18 protein-coding genes are annotated in these 18,385 nt (G+C 38.7%); 10 read left to right on the top strand and 8 right to left on the bottom strand.

Going from position 1 to position 18,385, the window contains the following annotated elements; genetic code table 11:
- Window positions 1-46 precede the first annotated feature (46 nt).
- From ACW6QP_RS10660 to ACW6QP_RS10615, 10 genes are all read left to right on the top strand, one after another.
- Window positions 47-4,480, top strand: a complete 4,434-nt coding sequence (locus ACW6QP_RS10660) for a CusA/CzcA family heavy metal efflux RND transporter (RefSeq protein ID WP_457910855.1) — start codon at window positions 47-49, stop codon at window positions 4,478-4,480.
- Between the two features lie 22 nt (window positions 4,481-4,502).
- Window positions 4,503-5,777 carry an efflux RND transporter periplasmic adaptor subunit gene (locus ACW6QP_RS10655; RefSeq protein WP_457910854.1) on the top strand — a complete coding sequence of 425 codons (1,275 nt, stop codon included), beginning with the start codon at window positions 4,503-4,505 and terminating at the stop codon, window positions 5,775-5,777.
- Window positions 5,778-5,878: 101 nt separating this feature from the next.
- On the top strand, window positions 5,879-6,241 hold the full coding sequence (locus tag ACW6QP_RS10650) for a P-II family nitrogen regulator (RefSeq protein WP_421811497.1): 363 nt from the start codon (window positions 5,879-5,881) through the stop codon (window positions 6,239-6,241).
- Window positions 6,228-6,644, top strand: a complete 417-nt coding sequence (locus ACW6QP_RS10645) for a Fur family transcriptional regulator (RefSeq protein ID WP_457910853.1) — start codon at window positions 6,228-6,230, stop codon at window positions 6,642-6,644. The genes ACW6QP_RS10650 and ACW6QP_RS10645 overlap by 14 nt, the downstream gene beginning before the upstream one ends.
- A 77-nt stretch (window positions 6,645-6,721) precedes the next feature.
- Window positions 6,722-7,354, top strand: coding sequence for a cation transporter (locus tag ACW6QP_RS10640; protein WP_037321285.1), 633 nt, complete (start codon window positions 6,722-6,724; stop codon window positions 7,352-7,354).
- 15 nt (window positions 7,355-7,369) lie between these two features.
- Window positions 7,370-7,720 carry a SpoIIAA family protein gene (locus ACW6QP_RS10635; RefSeq protein ID WP_231563351.1) on the top strand — a complete coding sequence of 117 codons (351 nt, stop codon included), beginning with the start codon at window positions 7,370-7,372 and terminating at the stop codon, window positions 7,718-7,720.
- Window positions 7,721-7,732: 12 nt separating this feature from the next.
- On the top strand, window positions 7,733-10,279 hold the full coding sequence (locus ACW6QP_RS10630) for a heavy metal translocating P-type ATPase (RefSeq protein WP_457910852.1): 2,547 nt from the start codon (window positions 7,733-7,735) through the stop codon (window positions 10,277-10,279).
- Window positions 10,276-11,067: a cation transporter gene (locus ACW6QP_RS10625; RefSeq protein ID WP_282018585.1), complete on the top strand. Its 792-nt coding sequence runs from the start codon at window positions 10,276-10,278 to the stop codon at window positions 11,065-11,067. Before ACW6QP_RS10630 ends, ACW6QP_RS10625 begins: the two co-directional genes overlap by 4 nt.
- Window positions 11,068-11,195: 128 nt before the next feature.
- Window positions 11,196-11,540, top strand: coding sequence for a hypothetical protein (locus tag ACW6QP_RS10620; protein WP_457910936.1), 345 nt, complete (start codon window positions 11,196-11,198; stop codon window positions 11,538-11,540).
- A complete protein-coding gene (locus ACW6QP_RS10615; RefSeq protein WP_457910851.1) occupies window positions 11,446-12,036 on the top strand; it encodes an arsenic resistance protein in 591 nt (196 codons plus the stop codon). Before ACW6QP_RS10620 ends, ACW6QP_RS10615 begins: the two co-directional genes overlap by 95 nt.
- 329 nt (window positions 12,037-12,365) lie before the next feature.
- Here the strand turns inward: ACW6QP_RS10615 and ACW6QP_RS10610 are convergent, their stop codons facing one another.
- The 8 genes from ACW6QP_RS10610 to ACW6QP_RS10575 all read right to left on the bottom strand — a co-directional run bounded on the left by ACW6QP_RS10610 (window position 12,366) and on the right by ACW6QP_RS10575 (window position 18,272).
- Window positions 12,366-12,824, bottom strand: a complete 459-nt coding sequence (locus ACW6QP_RS10610) for a DUF6730 family protein (RefSeq protein WP_457910850.1) — start codon at window positions 12,822-12,824, stop codon at window positions 12,366-12,368.
- Window positions 12,825-12,835: 11 nt separating this feature from the next.
- Window positions 12,836-13,708, bottom strand: a complete 873-nt coding sequence (locus tag ACW6QP_RS10605; protein WP_457910849.1) for a relaxase/mobilization nuclease domain-containing protein — start codon at window positions 13,706-13,708, stop codon at window positions 12,836-12,838.
- Entirely contained in the window at window positions 13,705-14,001 is a 297-nt protein-coding gene (gene mbpA / locus ACW6QP_RS10600) for a mobilization protein MbpA (RefSeq protein WP_457910848.1), read from the bottom strand. The genes ACW6QP_RS10605 and mbpA overlap by 4 nt, the downstream gene beginning before the upstream one ends.
- 381 nt (window positions 14,002-14,382) lie before the next feature.
- Entirely contained in the window at window positions 14,383-15,048 is a 666-nt protein-coding gene (locus ACW6QP_RS10595) for a hypothetical protein (RefSeq protein ID WP_457910847.1), read from the bottom strand.
- On the bottom strand, window positions 15,041-15,841 hold the full coding sequence (locus tag ACW6QP_RS10590) for a hypothetical protein (RefSeq protein WP_457910846.1): 801 nt from the start codon (window positions 15,839-15,841) through the stop codon (window positions 15,041-15,043). The genes ACW6QP_RS10595 and ACW6QP_RS10590 overlap by 8 nt, the downstream gene beginning before the upstream one ends.
- A gap of 3 nt (window positions 15,842-15,844) precedes the next feature.
- Entirely contained in the window at window positions 15,845-16,075 is a 231-nt protein-coding gene (locus tag ACW6QP_RS10585) for a helix-turn-helix domain-containing protein (RefSeq protein WP_457910845.1), read from the bottom strand.
- Window positions 16,076-16,189: 114 nt separating this feature from the next.
- A complete protein-coding gene (locus tag ACW6QP_RS10580; protein WP_457910844.1) occupies window positions 16,190-16,627 on the bottom strand; it encodes a hypothetical protein in 438 nt (145 codons plus the stop codon).
- 403 nt (window positions 16,628-17,030) lie between these two features.
- Window positions 17,031-18,272, bottom strand: a complete 1,242-nt coding sequence (locus ACW6QP_RS10575; protein WP_457910843.1) for a phage integrase SAM-like domain-containing protein — start codon at window positions 18,270-18,272, stop codon at window positions 17,031-17,033.
- Window positions 18,273-18,385: the final 113 nt, after the last annotated feature.

Here is an 18,385-nt window from a genome sequence, read left to right as displayed (position 1 = left end):
ATCCTGCAACACCCTGGAATACTTTAATTGAATTAAATTTTCTTTTATGATTAATAGAATCATATCATTTTCTATCAATAATAAATTTATTATTGGCCTACTCACCTTAGCTCTTATCGGTACCGGTATTTGGTCTATGGCTACCGTAAATCTTGGATCGGTACCAGACATCACAAACAATCAGGTTCAGGTAATTACACAATCTCCCAATCTGGCTACCGAGGATATAGAACAATTTGTAACCTATCCCGTTGAACTTTCTATGGGAAACCTGCCCGGAGTGACGGAGATCCGTTCTGTCTCGCGCTTTGGACTATCGGTGGTTACCATTGTCTTTAAAGATGATATGGGCACTTACCTTCCCCGGCAATTAGTGCAGGAAAAGCTTAATGAGCTAAGGGAAACGATTCCTGAAAAATTCGGAAGCCCTTCCATGGGACCTATTTCCACAGGATTAGGCCAAATCTATGAATATACGATCAAACCCCAGGAGGGATATGAAACCGAATATTCCCCTATGGAGTTACGAACCATCCAGGACTGGCTGGTGAAAAGACAGCTAACCCTTTTGGAAGGTGTTGTGGAAGTAAATTCATTTGGAGGTTCAATAAAGCAATATGAAGTGGCCATCAACCCTGAGAAGTTGAACAGTATGGGGATAAGCATTTCTGATGTATATGAAGCCCTTGCACGAAATAATGTGAATACCGGCGGAGCTTATATCGAGAAAAACCGGATGTCCAATTTTATACGGGGCGAAGGATTGATTCGTTCGTTAGATGATATCAGGGATATTGCGATAAGCACCGAAAACAGGATCCCGATTACTATTGGGGATGTAGCTGAGAATGTCCAATTTGGGAGCCAGGTTCGCTATGGGGCATTTACCCAGGATGGGAAAGAGGCAGTAGGTGGTATGATAATGATGCTTAAAGGAGCAAACCCCAATGCTGTGATCCAGGATGTAAAAGACAGGATGGCTGAGGTGGAAAAATCCCTTCCTGAAGGCCTAAGCATAGATCCCATAATAGATCGCAGTGAATTAATAGAAAGAACTACCGACACGGTTAAAACCAATTTACTGGAGGGAGCCTTGATCGTTATTTTTGCTCTTGTATTATTATTAGGTAGTCTAAGAGGTGGTCTTATTACCGCAACCACGATTCCACTATCACTGCTTTTTGCTTTTATTTTAATGAAACAATTCAATGTCTGGGCTAATCTAATGAGTTTGGGCGCTATTGACTTTGGAATCATTATAGACGGTGCAGTGATTATCATCGAAGGAACCGTGTATGAAATACAAAAACGGATTAGATCAGGAAAACTGAAATTTACTCAGGCTAAAATGGATGAAGTAGCCTATGATGCGGGAAGTACGATGATGAGTTCCGCGTTTTTTGGACAGATTATAATTCTTATTGTATTCACTCCTATACTTTTTCTTACGGGGGTAGAAGGAAAGATGTTTAAGCCTATGGCTTATACCTTCGGTTTTGCGATGATTGGAGCTATTTTCTTATGTCTTACCTATGTCCCTATGATGTCTGCCCTATTTATGAAACCCATTCAGAATAAAAAGAACTGGTTTGGAAGATTTGAACGCTGGTTGGAAAGGTTAAGTGATAAGATAATTGGTGGAATCCAAAAAGTGTATATGCCTTTACTGAAAGGGGCATTAAAACTGAAGCTCATTGTTATTGGGGCCGCCGCCATTTTACTTGTGATAGCCGGTTTTATCTTTTCCAGAATGGGAGGAGAATTTGTGCCTCAACTTGATGAAGGAGATATTGCCATGCAGGCTTTGATCAGACCAGGGAGTTCATTAACAGAATCTATTGAAGTTTCCAAAAAAATAGAAAACATACTCCTAGAAAATTTCCCTGAAATTAAAACGGTAACCGCAAGGATTGGAGTAGCCGACATTCCTACAGATCCAATGCCAATGGATATCGCAGATATGTATCTGATCCTTGAAAAGGATAAGGATAAATGGACAAGCGCTGAAACTAAAGAAGCACTTATAGCACAGATCAAGGAAAAACTGAATAAAGAACTTACAGGGGTAAATCTGGTGTTTACTCAACCTGTAGAATTAAGGTTCAACGAATTATTAGAAGGAGTAAGAGAAGATATTGCGGTTAAACTATATGGGGAGGACCTGGATGTGTTGTCGGAAAAGGTACAGGAAATGGCTAATATTATCCAGACCGTACCTGGAGCAGGAGATGTTAATCCTGAACGAACATCTGGGCTGCCACAAATGACCGTGAAATTTAACCGTGATAAAATTGCTCAATATGGCCTGGATATCCAAAAAGCAAATGATTATATAAGTACTGCTTTTGCGGGAGGAACCGCAGGAGTCATTTTTGAAGGAGAAAAGCGATTCGATTTAGTAGTAAGATTTGATGAGGAACATAGAAAGAATATTGATGACTTGCGTGGAATGTATATCGATCTTCCCGACGGAACTCAGGTGCCTATAAAAGAAATAGCAGATATTGAGTATGTTCCGGGGCCTATGCAAATTTCAAGAGATGATACCTACAGAAGAACCTATGTGGGTGTAAACGCCCGGGGAAGGGATGTAGAGTCTGTGGTGAACGACATTCAGCAAAAATTAGATGAGGAATTAGAATTGCCACCAGGTTATTATATTACTTATGGAGGGGAGTTCGAAAACCTTCAGAGTGCCAAAGACCGATTAGTGATTGTGGTACCGATAGCCTTATTCCTGATTTTCGTGCTTCTATATTTTGCCTTAAAATCTTTTTCCCAATCTATCATGATCTATATGGCGATACCATTGGCTGCTATCGGAGGTGTTTTTGCCCTTTGGTTAAGAGGTATGCCATTTAGCATTTCCGCAGGTGTAGGCTTCATTGTTCTGTTTGGTGTTGCAGTTTTAAACGGACTGGTACTAATAAATAGATTCAATTCTTTAAAAGAAGAAGGAGTAACCAGTATAAGAGATAGAATTTTTACAGGAACCAAAGAACGAATACGACCTATTATGTTAACAGCAACAACAGATATTTTCGGTTTTTTACCAATGGCATTTTCCACATCTGCCGGTGCAGAAGTTCAACAACCACTTGCTACAGTTGTTATAGGTGGTATGCTTACGGCTACCTTGCTTACGCTGGTGGTTCTTCCTGTCCTTTATACATTTGTAGAGAAGAGACGGGAGAAAAAGGAACAGAACAAGCTTGGTTCTTCCAATTCACGATCTTTAGCTACGATTTTGATAATTGGCTTTGTTTTAGGCGGAACCTTTTCTGTAAATGCACAATCTGATGCAATGTCATCTGAATATTCACAACAGGATTCTTTACAAACTATTAGTTTGCAAGAGGCTAAAGAAATGGCAATCCAAAACTTTCCGCAATTAAAAGCTGCTCAACTTGAAATTGAAAGTGAGGAAGTATTGCGTAAAACCGCCTATGATTTTGGAAATACCCAAATCTTTACAGGAAAAGAAGAAGTAGGAAATGGCTCTGCTGGGGTCTATACTCAAATTGGCGTCCAACAGCAAGGCATTGATATTTTTGGAATTGCCCCCCGGTTAAAATTGCAGAAAGAAAGGGTTGCCCTTGCTGAAAGTGCCTTAGAGTTATCTACTATTGAAATTGAACGTGAAGTAAGCAGGGCCTGGGCCTCGGTTTATACAACTAAAAGGACATTCCAGGTTTATAGAAAAATGGATTCAATTTTTGAAGATATTGAAAGGGCTGCAAGAATCAGGTATGAAACAGAGGCCACCTCCAAATTGGAATATCTTGCTACCTCCAACCAGGCGAACGAGGTTAAAATACAGCTGGAACAATCGTACCGAGATTACCTGAAATCAATACAGCGTTTAAACCTATGGTTCGTTAGTGACACAATCTATGATGTACCAGATTTGCCTGTTGAAACTTTAGACGAACCTTTAAACTTTCTGGTAGAGTCGCTTGAAAATCATCCGTTGCTACAGGTTTCGGAACAAAGGATAGATGTTGCCAAAGCGGTTACCAGAGAACGAAAATCTGAATTTTTGCCCAAATTTCAGGGTCAGTACGGTAGGCAGGAAATAGCCGGGCAATCGGGTTTCTTCCAATATCAAATAGGAATTCAAATTCCGCTGTTTTTTGGGCCGGAATTAGGCCGTACACAGGAAGCACAAGTAAATAGACAGATTGCAGAGCAAAACTTTTATCAGGATAAAATCGAACTGGAAACCGCCTATAAAAATATGCGTGAAGACTACATCAAATGGAGAAACTCATGGAATTATTATAGGGATGAAGCACTTCCGCTGGCCAAAGAGCAACAAGATGGATCAGTGCTGGCCTTTAAGGAAGGCGCTATCGATTATGTGACATTTCTCCAAAATATAAGAGATGCCATTAGAATCGAGGTAAATGCCTGGAGTGCTTTTAACGATTATCTCGACAGCCGTTACCAACTGGAATATTACCTTAAGAATTCAAATTAAAAATTAAAATAAGAAAATCGATATGAATACAAGATCAATAAATATTCTAATGCTTGCCTTAACGCTCAGCCTGTTCTTTGGATGTAAAGAAAATCCTGATGCGGGAGAAGACACTTCCCAAGAAACAGAAGCTGCTCATGCCGAAGGCGATGACGGCCACAATGACGACGCAGAAGAAGGCCACAGTGAAGAAGGAGGGGAAAATCACGGTGAAGAAGAAGGTGGGATGCGCGCGGTACATCTTTCAGAGATGAAATTCAATAGTTTAGGGATTAAAGTGGATTCCCTGCCTACCAAAGCTCTTTCTGGCGTAGTGAAAGCCAATGGACAACTGGAAGTGCCGCCTCAATATGAAGCTACCGTTACGGCAATTTTAGGCGGTAATATAACTTCTATAAAAGTTATTGAGGGGGATAAGGTAAATAAAGGTCAGGTACTAGCCTATCTTTCCCACCCAAATTTGACCAGGATGCAGTCTGATTATATTAATGCGTATAGTAGAATGCAATTTTTGGAGAAAGAATTTGATAGACAGAAACGACTGTATGAAGCGGAAGTGGGTTCAGGAAAAACATTTCAACAAACCCAATCAAACTATCAGTCTGTAAAAGGTGAAGTGAAAAGTTATGAATCCCAATTGCGTCAGTTAAACCTAAATGCTTCCCAGGTTAGAAGTGGTAACCTTTACGAATATATCCCAGTAGTAAGCCCTATTGGAGGTTATATAGAAAAAGTTTTGGTGCAAATAGGACAATATGTAGAACCACAGACCGGAATGTTTATGGTGGTTGACAATGAGCATGTTCACGCCGATCTAATGGTTTTCGAAAAAGATATCTATAAAGTAAAAGAAGGTCAAAAAATATCTTTTACACTTGAATCAGTTCCCGGTAGTAATTTAACGGGAACGATATATTCAGTTGGTAAACAATTTGAGCAAAATCCCAAGGCGGTACACGTTCACGCGGAAATAGACAATAAAGAAGATTACCTCATCCCGGGCATGTATATAAACGGAAAAATCAGGACCGGTGAAGAAGCTGTTCCTGCCTTACCGGAAGAAGCAATAATTGAAGAAGAAGGAAATCCCTACATCTTTACGGCCCAAAAACACCAGGAAGATGGTGAAACCGAATGGGAATTGAAACCAGTGCAGGTTAGAACGGGAATAAATGAAGATGGATGGGTAGAAATTAAACTGTTGGAGCCCCTTCCAGAAGGTACTTTAGTTGCGTATAACAATGCCTACTACCTGGTGTCTGAAATGCAGAAAAGCCAAACCTCTCATGGTCATTAAATTGAGCTTTAAAAATTTAGATAGATGGGCTCTCTGTAAAATGTTTGTCTTAATTAAAGTTCCAGAGGGTTCATCCTTAATAAAGAATTACTAAAACAGCGATGAAAGAAATAAAAGCATTTATAAAACCGAAACGAGTTCAAAAAGTAATCGAAGCACTTAGTAATAGTGGTTTTAAGAGTATGACCCTTTCCCAGGGAGAAGGAACGGGGGCATTTAAAGCAAAAGGCGCATCACCTTCTTTAGATTTCCGTGTAACCGACAGTCCGGTGGTAAAGTTAGAACTGGTATGTCAAAATGAAGAAGCCCAATCAGCTATCAATATCATGCTGGAAAACGGGAAAACACCGGATCCAGGTGATGGCATAATTTATCTTTCCGATATTGAAGATGCTTTCCAGATAAAAACCGGGGAATCTTTGAAACGATATGACTCAAATAAGGATGAAAATGAAGGAAGTTGAGAAAATTTTAGAGGCATACGAAGTTCGTCCAACAGCCATGCGTATACTGATCTATAAATTTATGGCTAAAAAAGATCGGGCTGTAACCCTTACCGAAATTGAAAATGCTTTTGGAAAAGCAGATCGGGCTACATTATCTCGAACAATACGCACATTTGAAGCAAATGACATTGTGCATCAAATAGATGATGGCACAGGCATACCAAAATATGCGCTCTGTGAAAGTGATTGTAATTGCGAAGTAGAACAGGACTTACACATCCACTTTCATTGCAATAATTGTGATGAAACTGTTTGTTTGACCGATCATAAGATTCCACATATTAACCTGCCAGAGGGATATATGGCAGAAAATGTAAACCTGGTAGTAAAGGGAATATGTGAGAAATGTAGTGGTGTTTAATTTTTGAAGAGCAAGGAAGCATATAAAAAAGAGGTGAAAATGGAACTATATAGTATGGAGATTACCAAAATCAGTTTATGGAAACGGAAAGAAAAAACGATTTAAAAAAGGCAAGAACGCTTCAAATATGGAATGTCATTTATGATACCATTGAAGTAATAGTATCTCTAATTGCAGGAATAACTGCCAATAGTTCTGCTCTTATAGGATGGGCACTGGACAGTACAATAGAAGTGATAAGTGCGGCCACTTTAGGCTGGCGGCTGCATGGCGAGCTCAAGGGCATTGACGAAGAAAAAGTCAAAAAACGCAAGAAGATCACCCTTTATGTAATTGCAGTATCATTTACGTTGGTCTGCATATTCATCTCGTATGATTCAATCACAAAACTCCTTAGTCAGGAAACTGCAAGTTGGAGTACTATGGGATTAATCATTTTAATTATTTCTCTAATTATCAATCCCATTCTTATCTATTTCAAAAGAAAATATGGACATAAGCTGGACAGCCCAGCTTTACTTGCCGATGCCAAGGATACCTTTATCTGCCTATACCAAACCGTAGTTGTTCTTGCCGGTTTACTATTGGTTAACTGGCTGGGCTGGTGGTGGGCAGATCCTGTCGCGGCACTGCTCATTGTACCTTATGCAGCAAAGGAAGGTTGGGAAGCCTATACTAAAGGAAGAGAAATCAAGTATAACATCACTTAAAAGACAGACATAACTATGATCCATATAACCAAAACAGAAAAAAGCAATTTGATACCCGCTACTATCTATGGTAAGATCACTAAGGAGGATGCAGAAAAAATTAATCCCTTGATACATAATATTGTTAAAAATGGGGATAATGTGGATTTCTTTTTTGAGCTGGTTAATTTTAAGGGTTATAATCTCAAAGGCTTGTGGGAAGATTTAAAGGTTGATGCAGCTCATATTTCCAATTATGGAAAAATGGCATTTGTGGGTGCGAAAGAATGGCAGCAATGGGCTGTTGGAGCTACTAACTTTTTTACTGCTCGGAAGTTAAATATTTCGACCTTACCGAAAAGGAAGAGGCTAACAGATGGATTTTAAACCAATAGGGATATGAAAAAATTACAACTGAAAATTCCGGTATTGCTACCTCAGGTGCCGAATGAAAAAGATACCTGTGTACAAAGACTTATTAATGATCTAGAAGCCGAAGAAGGACTTGAGAGGGTTCATATAGCAGATGAAAAGGAAGATTCGGTTCCACTTCTTTGTTTTCATTATGATCCTGACGTTATCTCTATTGATCGCATTCAATCTTTGGCAGAAAGGACAGGAGCAAAAATTACAGAGAAATATGGACATCTTCTTATAGAAGTCGATGGAATTAGACATACCCGACATGCAAGGACTATAGAAAAGAGTCTGCTGAATATCAAAGGTGTGTTGGAAGCTTCTGCCAATGCGGGAGGAATGATCCGTTTAGAATATGATAAACATAAGACCACTTTTAATGAGATAATCACAAAGCTTGAAAAAGAAAACTTACAAGTCAAGAAAAGCTCCTCTTTTCGTGAAAATGGCTTTAATTCTTCAGAAAAAACTTCTGATGAATTAAATAAAGGAAATAAGATGAGTCAGGAACAACAGCATGAAGATAAGGATGTCCAGAATCAAAAAGAAGCTGATAGCCACGGTGCCGGCGAAGAACATTCCCACTCCCACGGAGGTATTTTTGGGAAAAATACAGAGCTTATTTTTGCTATCATTTGTGGTGTTTTATTGGGAATAGGTTTTGGATTATCCTTTGTAGAATCAGTTCCGCAATGGGTGAGCCTTGCACTTTATATTGGAGCCTATTTCTTTGGGGGCTTTTATACCGCGAAAGAAGCTGTGGAAACTGTAGCCAAAGGCGGATTTGAGATTGACTTTCTAATGCTGGTTGCAGCTATTGGAGCAGCTATTTTGGGCGAATGGGCTGAAGGTGCCTTGTTACTATTTCTTTTTAGTCTTGGGCACGCATTGGAACATTATGCAATGAACAAAGCACGAAAATCTATAGCCGCATTGGCAGAGCTGGCACCAAAAACAGCCCTGCTCAAAAAAGATGGTAAGACGGAAGAAGTTGGTATCGAAAAACTAAATATAGGCGATATTATTGTCGTAAAACCAAATACTAAAATATCCGCAGATGGCGTAGTGGTAGATGGACAGAGTAGTGTAAACCAGGCTTCAATAACCGGGGAGAGTGTACCGGTAGATAAAGTTCCCGTAGAAGATATTGAGAAGGAGTACTCAGAGGTTGATGATATCAACGATGAAAACCGGGTTTTTGCAGGTACAATTAACGGTAACAACACCCTTGAAATAAAGGTAATCAAAGCAGCCAAAGATTCAACGCTTTCCCGATTGGTGCAACTAGTCAACGAAGCGCAGACCCAAAAATCACCAACCCAGTTGCTTACCGATAGGTTCGAAAAATATTTTGTGCCCTCAGTCCTTATTTTGGTCGGGATTCTTTTGTTCGCTTTTTTAGTTATTGACGAACCTTTTAGCGCCAGCTTTTACAGGGCCATGGCGGTACTGGTAGCTGCAAGTCCCTGTGCATTGGCAATCTCGACCCCCAGTGCTGTATTGAGTGGTGTGGCCAGGGCCGCCCGCGGTGGGGTATTAATCAAAGGAGGCCGCCCACTGGAAGATCTTGGAGAACTGACCGCTCTTGCCTTCGATAAGACCGGAACTCTAACGGAAGGAAAGCCAAAACTTACTCAAGTAGTAGCCCTTGGGGATATTTCAGACAATGAACTTCTCAAGATAGTAGTAGCCGTGGAAAGTTTAAGTGATCATCCCCTGGCAAAAGCTGTAGTTCGTGATGGAAAGGAGCGTCTGGAAGGTGAGGAAATCCCGGATGCTTCCAATCTGGAAGCCGTGTTAGGGAAAGGTATTAAAGCAACATTAGGAAATGATAAGATCTATGTTGGGAACCTCGATCTGTACGAAGGGCTTGATGAGAGTACACCTTCCGACAAAATAACTACGAAAGTGCGTGGTCTTGAAGGTGGTGGAAATACAACGATGCTTATTCGGAAAAATAAAGAATATATAGGCATCATCGCCTTAATGGATACCCCACGGGAGGCAGCAAAAAAGACCCTTTCTGAATTAAAGGAAATAGGTATTAAACGAATGATCATGCTTACTGGTGATAACCAGAAGGTAGCAGACGCAGTAGCAGAAGAAATAGGATTGACTGATGCCTGGGGTAGTTTATTGCCAGAAGAAAAGGTAGAAGCAATTAAAAAACTGAAAGAGAAAGAATCTAAAGTAGCAATGGTAGGCGATGGTGTTAATGATGCGCCTGCCATGGCAAATAGCACCGTAGGAATCGCTATGGGCGCTGCGGGAAGTGATGTCGCCTTAGAAACCGCTGATATTGCTCTTATGGCCGATAAATTGGAAACCCTTCCCTTTGCAATAGGATTGAGTAGACAATCTAAATCTATTATCAAGCAGAACCTTTGGGTAAGTTTGGGAATTGTGGCTTTGCTTATCCCAGCAACAATTTTTGGTTTTGCAAATATTGGAGTAGCGGTAGTTATACACGAAGGTTCCACACTCCTTGTAGTATTTAATGCATTAAGACTTTTAGCTTATAAAAAATGAAAAAAAGCACCTTTATAGTCAGTCAAATGGACTGCCCTTCCGAGGAGCAGATGATCAGGATGAAATTGGAAACTTTTGAACAGATAAAATATCTGGACTTTGATATTCCCAATAGGAAGCTGGAAGTATATCACCATGGAGCGGTTGATGTAATTAATTCCTCGATTTCAGAATTAAAATTAGGCGATAAATTTAAAGGGTCAGAAGAGGCTGAAGTTCCAATTGGAGACGATGAAACCAAGCAAAAAAATATCCTTTGGTGGGTGTTGGGTATTAATTTTGGTTTTTTCCTTATTGAAATAACCACCGGTTGGATATCTTCTTCTATGGGCCTTATTGCGGATTCACTGGATATGCTGGCAGATTCGATAGTATATGCGCTAAGTTTATTTGCAGTGGGAGGTGCTGTTTCTAGAAAAAAGAAAGTCGCAAAGTTCAGTGGATATTTTCAGATTTTTTTAGCGACTCTGGGATTCGTAGAAGTCTTGCGTAGGTTTTTTATGAGTAGTGAAACTCCCTTATTTCAGTGGATGATTATCATTTCCTCTCTAGCACTTGCCGGAAACTTAATTTCATTATGGTTAATTAATAAGGCTAAAAGCAAGGAGGCCCATATGCAGGCCAGTGCTATTTTTACCTCAAATGATATTATTGTAAACGGCGGGGTCATATTGGCTGGTATCCTGGTTTATTTTCTGGAGAGTAAATGGCCTGATTTGATCATAGGAGGAATAGTTTTCACATTTGTAATGCGTGGTGCAATTAAAATTTTAAAACTTGCGAAATAAAAACCTTTTTGAATAAATTAAACAAATATCACACATTAATAATTGCGGTAGCAGTTGGTGTGGGTTTACTTCTTGGGCAAATTTCAGTTATCAAAAGTTTTTCGGAATATCTTATCGTCCCATTCCTAATGGTGATGCTTTTTGGTTTGTTTTTGAATATTCCCTTTACAAACCTACTTTCCAGTTTTTCCAATCTTAAATTCATCTCGGCAAATCTGATAATCAATTTCCTCTGGACGCCAATCTGTGCCTATCTTTTGGGATTACTCCTTTTACAAGAACATTTGAGTTTATGGATAGGTTTTGTAATGTTAATGGTAACACCCTGCACGGACTGGTACTTGATCTTTACCGGGAATAGCCAAAGGAAATACTTCCTTGTCAACAGCTGTATTGCCGGTAAATCTAATTTTACAATTAATTCTTCTTCCGGTTTATCTGTTCCTGTTTTTCGGGAAATCCGGCTCCGTTGATACAGCAATTTTATGGGAAAGTATTCTCTTGGTGCTTTTAGCTCCATTTCTAATTGCGCAGCTTATAAAATATTGGAGTGCCAAACTTAGAAAAACAGAATTGATGCGCAAGAAAGTTCTTCCTTTTTTCGAAACTGCACAAATCATTTTCTTGGCTTTGGCCATTGTTGCTATGTTTGCATCGCAGGGAGAATATTTAACAAAAGATCTTAGCGTATTTTACATTCTTCTGATTCCAATGCTTCTGTTCTTTTTGATTAATTTTCTGGTAGGACGTTTTGCGAGCTTACTATTAAAATTTAATTATAAGGATTCTGCAAGCCTGAGCTTAACCACTCTTGCAAGAAACTCACCTATTGCTCTGGCCGTTTCTCTTACCGCTTTTCCAAATGATCCATTAATTTCCCTTGCATTGGTGATAGGGCCTTTGTTGGAGTTACCCATATTGACCTTAATTTCTCAAATTTTATTAAAGATTAGAAAAGCTTATAAGTAGTTTTAGATTACGGTTGAAATGGTGTTTAAGACCCCAATATCTACCATAACTTGCGCCGGATCCTATGCTGTTTTTATAGTGTACGGGAAGTTAAGCGTCAAGTAAAAACAGCATAGGGCGCTGCCTACTCTTTTGTTCAAAACCAGTAAATTTCAACCTGTTATCAGGGCCTTTGAGCCCATTTCCTGGAATATCCACACACTATCCACTGATTTAAAAAGCATGTTTTAATTATTTACTAAAATTTTGCCGCAATTTTCAACGGGTTTACTGAAGGTTTCAGTGCATTTGACGCAATTTTACTAATTTTTAAACCAGGGCATTTGTCATTACAAACCCTGGTATCCACCCTGTAGCCACTCGCAGTATGTCTCCTGGATTTCCGGATATGCTGCAAAATAATCCTCGTACGATTTATTTTGAGATTCCATAATCGTTTGGTAAACTTCAAAATTGTCTTCTACTTTTTCTTTTGAGGAGTACCCGAAATACCCCACTGAACCCAGGGCAATAATTCCTGAGATTCCGAAAAGAGTCAGCAAATAATTAGGTATAACCCTGGCGTGTTTTAATTTTCGATCAATTTCCATAAGGATTTCATCCGTTTTTTGCTTTTCCACTTCCTGCTTTTGCAGGAATGTGTTCAGGTTCTTTTCCACAGCTTCCGTGCTTATTGGGATGCTCATCTTGACCAGTTGTCCTGAAAGCTTTTGAAGCTCCAGCACTGCCGTTTTGAAATCCTTCATTTCATCGGCCATCAGTTCCATAATTTCATCTAGTTTTTTCATCACTTAAAGTTTTAATATCCCATACCTATTCCGGTATCTCTTATAATTTTTATTGTTCCTTTTATCAGCCCTTTGGCTATTTTAGTAGATAAATTGCTGCTTAGTTGCACTGTCTTATCCAATACCTGGAAGGTTTTAGGTACTTCTTTTAGCCTGGTAAAACTCCTGTTTTGGGAGATCTGGGGAATTAACCTATTCCCGCTCATCGACCGGTCCACTTCACTTGCTTTAAGATTGAATCCTTTGTATTCCACCCGAAAACCCTGAAGCTGGTTCGCTTTATTGATCGTTGGGATTACATCTACTTTTTGCGCTTTCATTTTACTGATATATTCATCCAGCGATTTTGGTCTGGACTGAAGTACCCTATCATGTATATTTTTGATTTCCTGTCGCAAACCCTTTAACTCATTAAGTCTTTCCTGCTGTACTTCCCGAACCCTGGTAAGGCCTAATTCTTTGGCAACATTATCGGCAGCTATCTGGCTTCTTTTTCCAATGAAGCTGTCGTTATAGGCTTTACCATCGAAACCAATTCTATTAGTATAGATATGAACGTGGGTATGCGCTTTATCACGGTGTACAAAGCCAATAGATTGGTTATTTTGCAGGTTCATCTCTTTTAAAAACTTTTTAGCGAGATCTTCCAGCTCTTTTTTGCTTAAATCCTGTCCGTCCTCAATTGTTGGACTGATGATAAAGCTTAAGGTGTTATTGATGCAGCGTTCATTTTGCGACTGAATAATCCTAAACTCTTCGGCTATCTCTGCAGGGGTATCTCCGGCCACGTGTTCTCTAAGCACAACTTCGGCCTCTTTCTCCTGGTTCCAGCCATAGGATATCGATACCCTGGCGCCGGAAATAGCGTGTCCTTTCCCAATCATTTTTTAAAGTTTTTTAAGTGTGTTCTGATCTCTTTCGCCAGGTTTTCCACAGCATTGGCTAGCTTTGGATCCCGCTTTCTAAACATATTACCGATACGGCTAAAGTTATTCTTGTACTGTACCAGCATTTGGTAAGTTTCCGCTTGTTCCGGGGTGATCCGTTCTACGATATTTTTATCAAAGGCCGCCCCTCGGATATATTCTGAAAGGGAAATTCCTGCCCTGGCCGCTCTTCTTTGGAGCAGCTTCTTCTCGTAGATCGAGCAACGAACCTGGATGTATTCCCTTTTCATTTTTTTCTTTTTAAAACCTTTGCAACCATCGGGCGCAAAGCAAGATTGTCATTACAATGACACATCTTGCTTTGCTGCTCCTTATTGAAATTTCACGGAACAATTATTAATGCTTTTTTTCAAGGAGCTAAATAGGTAATCAGTAGTAATCTTAACTCCTCGCCTTATTAATTTTATCATTAAGACTGCGGAGGTAAGCCAAAAAAGCTTTCAGGGTTGGAAGAATTTGAACTTTAAAATTGCCAGGTTAAATATTCTGATTTTTCTATCTCACGATTTTTTGGCTTACTTCCAAATCCTATTTCCTGGACGAACCTTTTTTCCCTAAGCTGAAGCTTTTGCGAAAGCGTGGGAAATGTGGTGAGGACTTTTTAGAACTAATCATTCCCGCCAACTCCTCCCTTCCCATTTAATGATATTAAACATTTCCGGTAACCGGTCTCCAATATGATTTCCATAGCGGGCAGTAATCGCCGATGGGTTTTCATTGGTAGTCACAAAAGTTTTTAATTTCCTGCGGTGCCGTTCAAAGAGTAAATTTCCAATGATCTCTTCCCGGTTATAGGCCTTATCTTCTTTACCCAGATCATCCAGATACAATTTTCCGTGGTAATAGTTTTCCAGTTTAAAATTGCTGGTTTTATCCCTCTGTGATTCATAATACTGAGTAAGCAAATGAACCGTGGAAATGCGTGGGAACCAAAGCTGGGTACTTTGGGTGTGCTTCAGGATTATTCTTCCGATCTTATGGATAGCTTCAAAAAGTGTCGTTTTCCCAACGCCATAATCTCCATATACCAACAGGCCTTTTTCAAGTGTCGCTTTGTTTTTTATAATCCCAAATTCATTAAAATCGGGCTGCAGTAAAAAATAGCGAAAAATGCTAAAGACAATCTGATGGTTATCATCGGTTATTTGAAATCCAGGATAATACTTACAAAACAACTTCCAGAAAATTTGTTTGCTAATCTGAGCTTTGTTTGGTTTGCCTTCCCGGTTTTGCGAATCAAGCTTTGACGAAATAATTGGAGATTCTGAGCTAGTCATAATTTTGAATTTTATGCTGAACCTGGAGGTCCATAGTTTTCATTTTCACCGGCTTTTTCCCCTGGGCGATTAGTTGTCCAATTCTTTCACGGAGTTTACGAGTGCTTAGTATAATTCCTTTCCAAAATTCGTTGGAACCATTCAACAGTTCATAGGCCAGTTGCAGTTGTTCTTTTGAAACCCCATCTTTCTCCATCATCAGGCGGATCGGCTCGAAGCACTCTTTAAAACTCGCCTTTTCTGTTTTTTTTGTTGGCGCGCCTTTATTTTTTAAGTTTTCTAAAAAAAGTTTTTGAAATTTAAGAGCCCAATCAAAGTAGCCCAGGTAGTTTTCGGGAATTTCAGATCTATTCACTTTTAAAAATTCCTTTTTAAAAAATGTTTTAAGGTTTAAAAGGTTTATTTGTTTATGGTTTAATTGTTTATCTATACTAGCACTGCTCTGGACTTGCTTTGTACACTGCCCAGACAGTGCTTTGTCCAATGCTTTGGGTGGTGCTTTGGTATTTTTTACCAAAGCAATGACATTGGCAGTGTACTGGTTCTTGCTTTTCTGAACCCATTTTATAAATTTCCATGCTACAAGATCTTCAAGGGCCCGGATATAAGTTCTATAATTCCGGATGCCCAGGGCTTCCATGGCCAGATCGGTTGGAAATCCAAATGTTTCTTTCCATCCCAATCTATTGCAACGTTCAATGGCAAAAAAGTAAATAGCGGTATGGATCGGTTTAACTTTCGAATGGTTAAAACTAAAATCGAACCATGCCCTTGAAAATTCGTAACCATTCATAGCTTAAGCTTTTTGGTTTCCCAATAGCCATGCATTGAGTTTACTCCTCTCAAAATAGATAAACTTCCCTCTGGGCTTAGAATGGGGAATTAGTTCCTTAGAGGTGAGCTTGTACATATAGCTTCTGGAAATCCCGGAATACAGGCAGGCTTCATCAAAGGTTAATACCTCCCTGGTTGCACCGAGCATTTGTTCAATGCGCAGCAATCGATCTTCTAATTCTAAATTATTCATAGGTTCTATTATTTTACAAAAACAACACTGCAGTTGTCTTCTGGTTATAGAAACAAATGACTAATTAAAATCCTTGTAAATCAATATGGTAACAGGTAATCAAGTGGTAATTACCTATAAGGTGGCTTTAAAAATACTGGAGATTTCTTTAAGATAGGTGGCTTTATTATTTCGCCAGTCGGAAATATTTTTGCTGGATAAGTGTTGTTCGGTTCCTGCGGTGTTTTTAAGAATGAAATAATGCTCAACCAACAGAATCATTTGATGATTATCCAGGTTTTCAAAACCGATTATCAGATGGCTTAAAAATTCTAATAATGTTTGTCGGTTTACCTGTTTTGGTCTTTTTGGAGATAGATCTTTCCATTCCAATCGGCTCCTGGCTGGCACGGGTTCCATTGAAATTAAAGATTGGAAGCTTTGGTAATCGCCGGTAAGATATTTCCCGGAGAACGCTTTAAAGACAGCATTCGCCTGACCCTGGGATAATGGAATTGGCTTCAGGTTAAACTGCTTAATTTTTTCAATTTCAGGATCAATTGCGGTATACACTTCCAGAGTGTCGGACCTTTTTCTAATTCTCTTTCTGGTGAGAATAAAATAAATTCCGGAAATACAGAACAAAGCGGAAAGCAAGTAAATAACAGTAAAACTGACCTTAAACCACAGAGAGTAAGAGGCGATCCAGATATAAAAAAGAAGTCCGGTCAATAAGATAAGACAGCACGTAAAGAAGATTTGGCCAAGTTGCGAATCTGTTTCCCGCAGCATATAGGTAAAAGAATCCAGGAGCTTTGTCCTTAGCCGAAGAGTAAAAACCGCGAAACGCTCCAAAAACATCTTATCTTTCTTGTGATTAGCTAACTAAAGATAGCGAAAAGAAAATATAAGTTTCTGTGATAGACTTTGTACTTGAGCTTATGAGGGATTGGAATTTGATCCTACTTAATTTTGATCAATTAACTGAGTCACTACTTGAAAATTTTAAAATTTCATGCAAAGCCTCATCTGAACTTTTATGAATGAAATTCCTTTGGTATCCAATTGTAGTTTGAAGACTACTATGTCTATATAGCTTTTGTAACATTTGAGGAGAAACTTTATCTCCGGCAATATTGCCAAAGGAATGTCTCGCAATGTGATTGGTTATTTTCTTATTAATTCCTGCAAGGTTAGCAATATCCTTTAGGTTTGAATTATGTGTTTTTATAGCTCCCTTTATTAAACTATATTTTTTTTTGGTTTCTACATCTCCAACTTTTTTCAATTCAGGAAAAATAAAATCTGAATGCGACTTTTTATCTTTCCGGTAAAAGTCGAGAATTTCAATTGCTTTTCCTGGTAGTTTTAATGAATCAAGTTTGGAATTTTTCTTCATCCTATAAAATAATCGATCCTCTATGATATCGTTCCATTTAAGATGAAGAAGATCGGTGATTCTAATTCCCGCTAAATAGAAAGAAAATAAAAAAATGTTTCTTGAATGCCATAGCGAAGAATACTTCTTCAAACTTACTTGTTCAATTTTTAGAATTTCCTGCTCGGTTAAACCAATCTTTAATGAATCCGGATATTTAATAATTATTTTATCCCTTCCGAAAGGATAAAAATTTCGGTCAATTACCCCTTTTCTGATCGCACGGTTATATAATAACCTTATAAACACGTAGGAGTTCATAACAGTCCTTTCTGAATTATTTTTTTCATTTATAAGGTAAACTTTAAAACGTTTTAGGAAGTTCTCATCAATTTCCTGAAAGAGGATGTCACGTCCTTTAGTGAAGTCTTTGATGATTTTCGCTTTAGATCGGTCTGAGATAGCTCGATTAAATTTTTTTGATCTTTCCAATTCAGCAACATGTTCCTCAGCAAAATCAAAGAAAGAAATAGTTTTCCTGGATTGCTTTATTTTATCCATGATTTGTCTTGCTGATAATTGCCTCTTATTTCGTTCTGCCTCATAAATTATATCATCTATCTGATCATACTTTTTACGGATTAGACGATTTAAATGTTGATATTTAGGATGGGATTTTTTTACTTTCTCAGCTTGCTCATCCCAATCTTCTGGATCGAGATTATAACCTAAATGATAATAGCTGCGTTTTCGAAATGAAGTTACTCTTATGGCAAGCCGGTAAATTTTTTCATTTTCATCGATCTTTTTCGGGTGTAAAATTACTTTAATATGAGCCATAATTTTTAATTTAAGAGTACTAAGATAATTATTCTGGGTAACACATGGGTAACACATTTACTGAATTTAGATGATATTATATGTAATTGAAAAAAATGCAAATACACTGATTA

It is taken from the genome of Salegentibacter haimaensis (genome assembly GCF_054121495.1).
This window is presented reverse-complemented; position numbering and strand designations above follow the sequence as displayed.

Bases quoted from the DNA above. Each gene is read 5' to 3' on its own strand.
- ACW6QP_RS10660 (WP_457910855.1), top strand. From the start codon at position 47: ATGATTAATAGAATCATATCATTTTCTATCAATAATAAATTTATTATT.
- ACW6QP_RS10655 (WP_457910854.1), top strand. From the start codon at position 4,503: ATGAATACAAGATCAATAAATATTCTAATGCTTGCCTTAACGCTCAGC.
- ACW6QP_RS10650 (WP_421811497.1), top strand. From the start codon at position 5,879: ATGAAAGAAATAAAAGCATTTATAAAACCGAAACGAGTTCAAAAAGTA.
- ACW6QP_RS10645 (WP_457910853.1), top strand. From the start codon at position 6,228: ATGAAGGAAGTTGAGAAAATTTTAGAGGCATACGAAGTTCGTCCAACA.
- ACW6QP_RS10640 (WP_037321285.1), top strand. From the start codon at position 6,722: ATGGAAACGGAAAGAAAAAACGATTTAAAAAAGGCAAGAACGCTTCAA.
- ACW6QP_RS10635 (WP_231563351.1), top strand. From the start codon at position 7,370: ATGATCCATATAACCAAAACAGAAAAAAGCAATTTGATACCCGCTACT.
- ACW6QP_RS10630 (WP_457910852.1), top strand. From the start codon at position 7,733: ATGAAAAAATTACAACTGAAAATTCCGGTATTGCTACCTCAGGTGCCG.
- ACW6QP_RS10625 (WP_282018585.1), top strand. From the start codon at position 10,276: ATGAAAAAAAGCACCTTTATAGTCAGTCAAATGGACTGCCCTTCCGAG.
- ACW6QP_RS10620 (WP_457910936.1), top strand. From the start codon at position 11,196: ATGGTGATGCTTTTTGGTTTGTTTTTGAATATTCCCTTTACAAACCTA.
- ACW6QP_RS10610 (WP_457910850.1), bottom strand. From the start codon at position 12,824: ATGAAAAAACTAGATGAAATTATGGAACTGATGGCCGATGAAATGAAG.
- ACW6QP_RS10605 (WP_457910849.1), bottom strand. From the start codon at position 13,708: ATGATTGGGAAAGGACACGCTATTTCCGGCGCCAGGGTATCGATATCC.
- mbpA (WP_457910848.1), bottom strand. From the start codon at position 14,001: ATGAAAAGGGAATACATCCAGGTTCGTTGCTCGATCTACGAGAAGAAG.
- ACW6QP_RS10595 (WP_457910847.1), bottom strand. From the start codon at position 15,048: ATGACTAGCTCAGAATCTCCAATTATTTCGTCAAAGCTTGATTCGCAA.
- ACW6QP_RS10590 (WP_457910846.1), bottom strand. From the start codon at position 15,841: ATGAATGGTTACGAATTTTCAAGGGCATGGTTCGATTTTAGTTTTAAC.
- ACW6QP_RS10585 (WP_457910845.1), bottom strand. From the start codon at position 16,075: ATGAATAATTTAGAATTAGAAGATCGATTGCTGCGCATTGAACAAATG.
- ACW6QP_RS10575 (WP_457910843.1), bottom strand. From the start codon at position 18,272: ATGGCTCATATTAAAGTAATTTTACACCCGAAAAAGATCGATGAAAAT.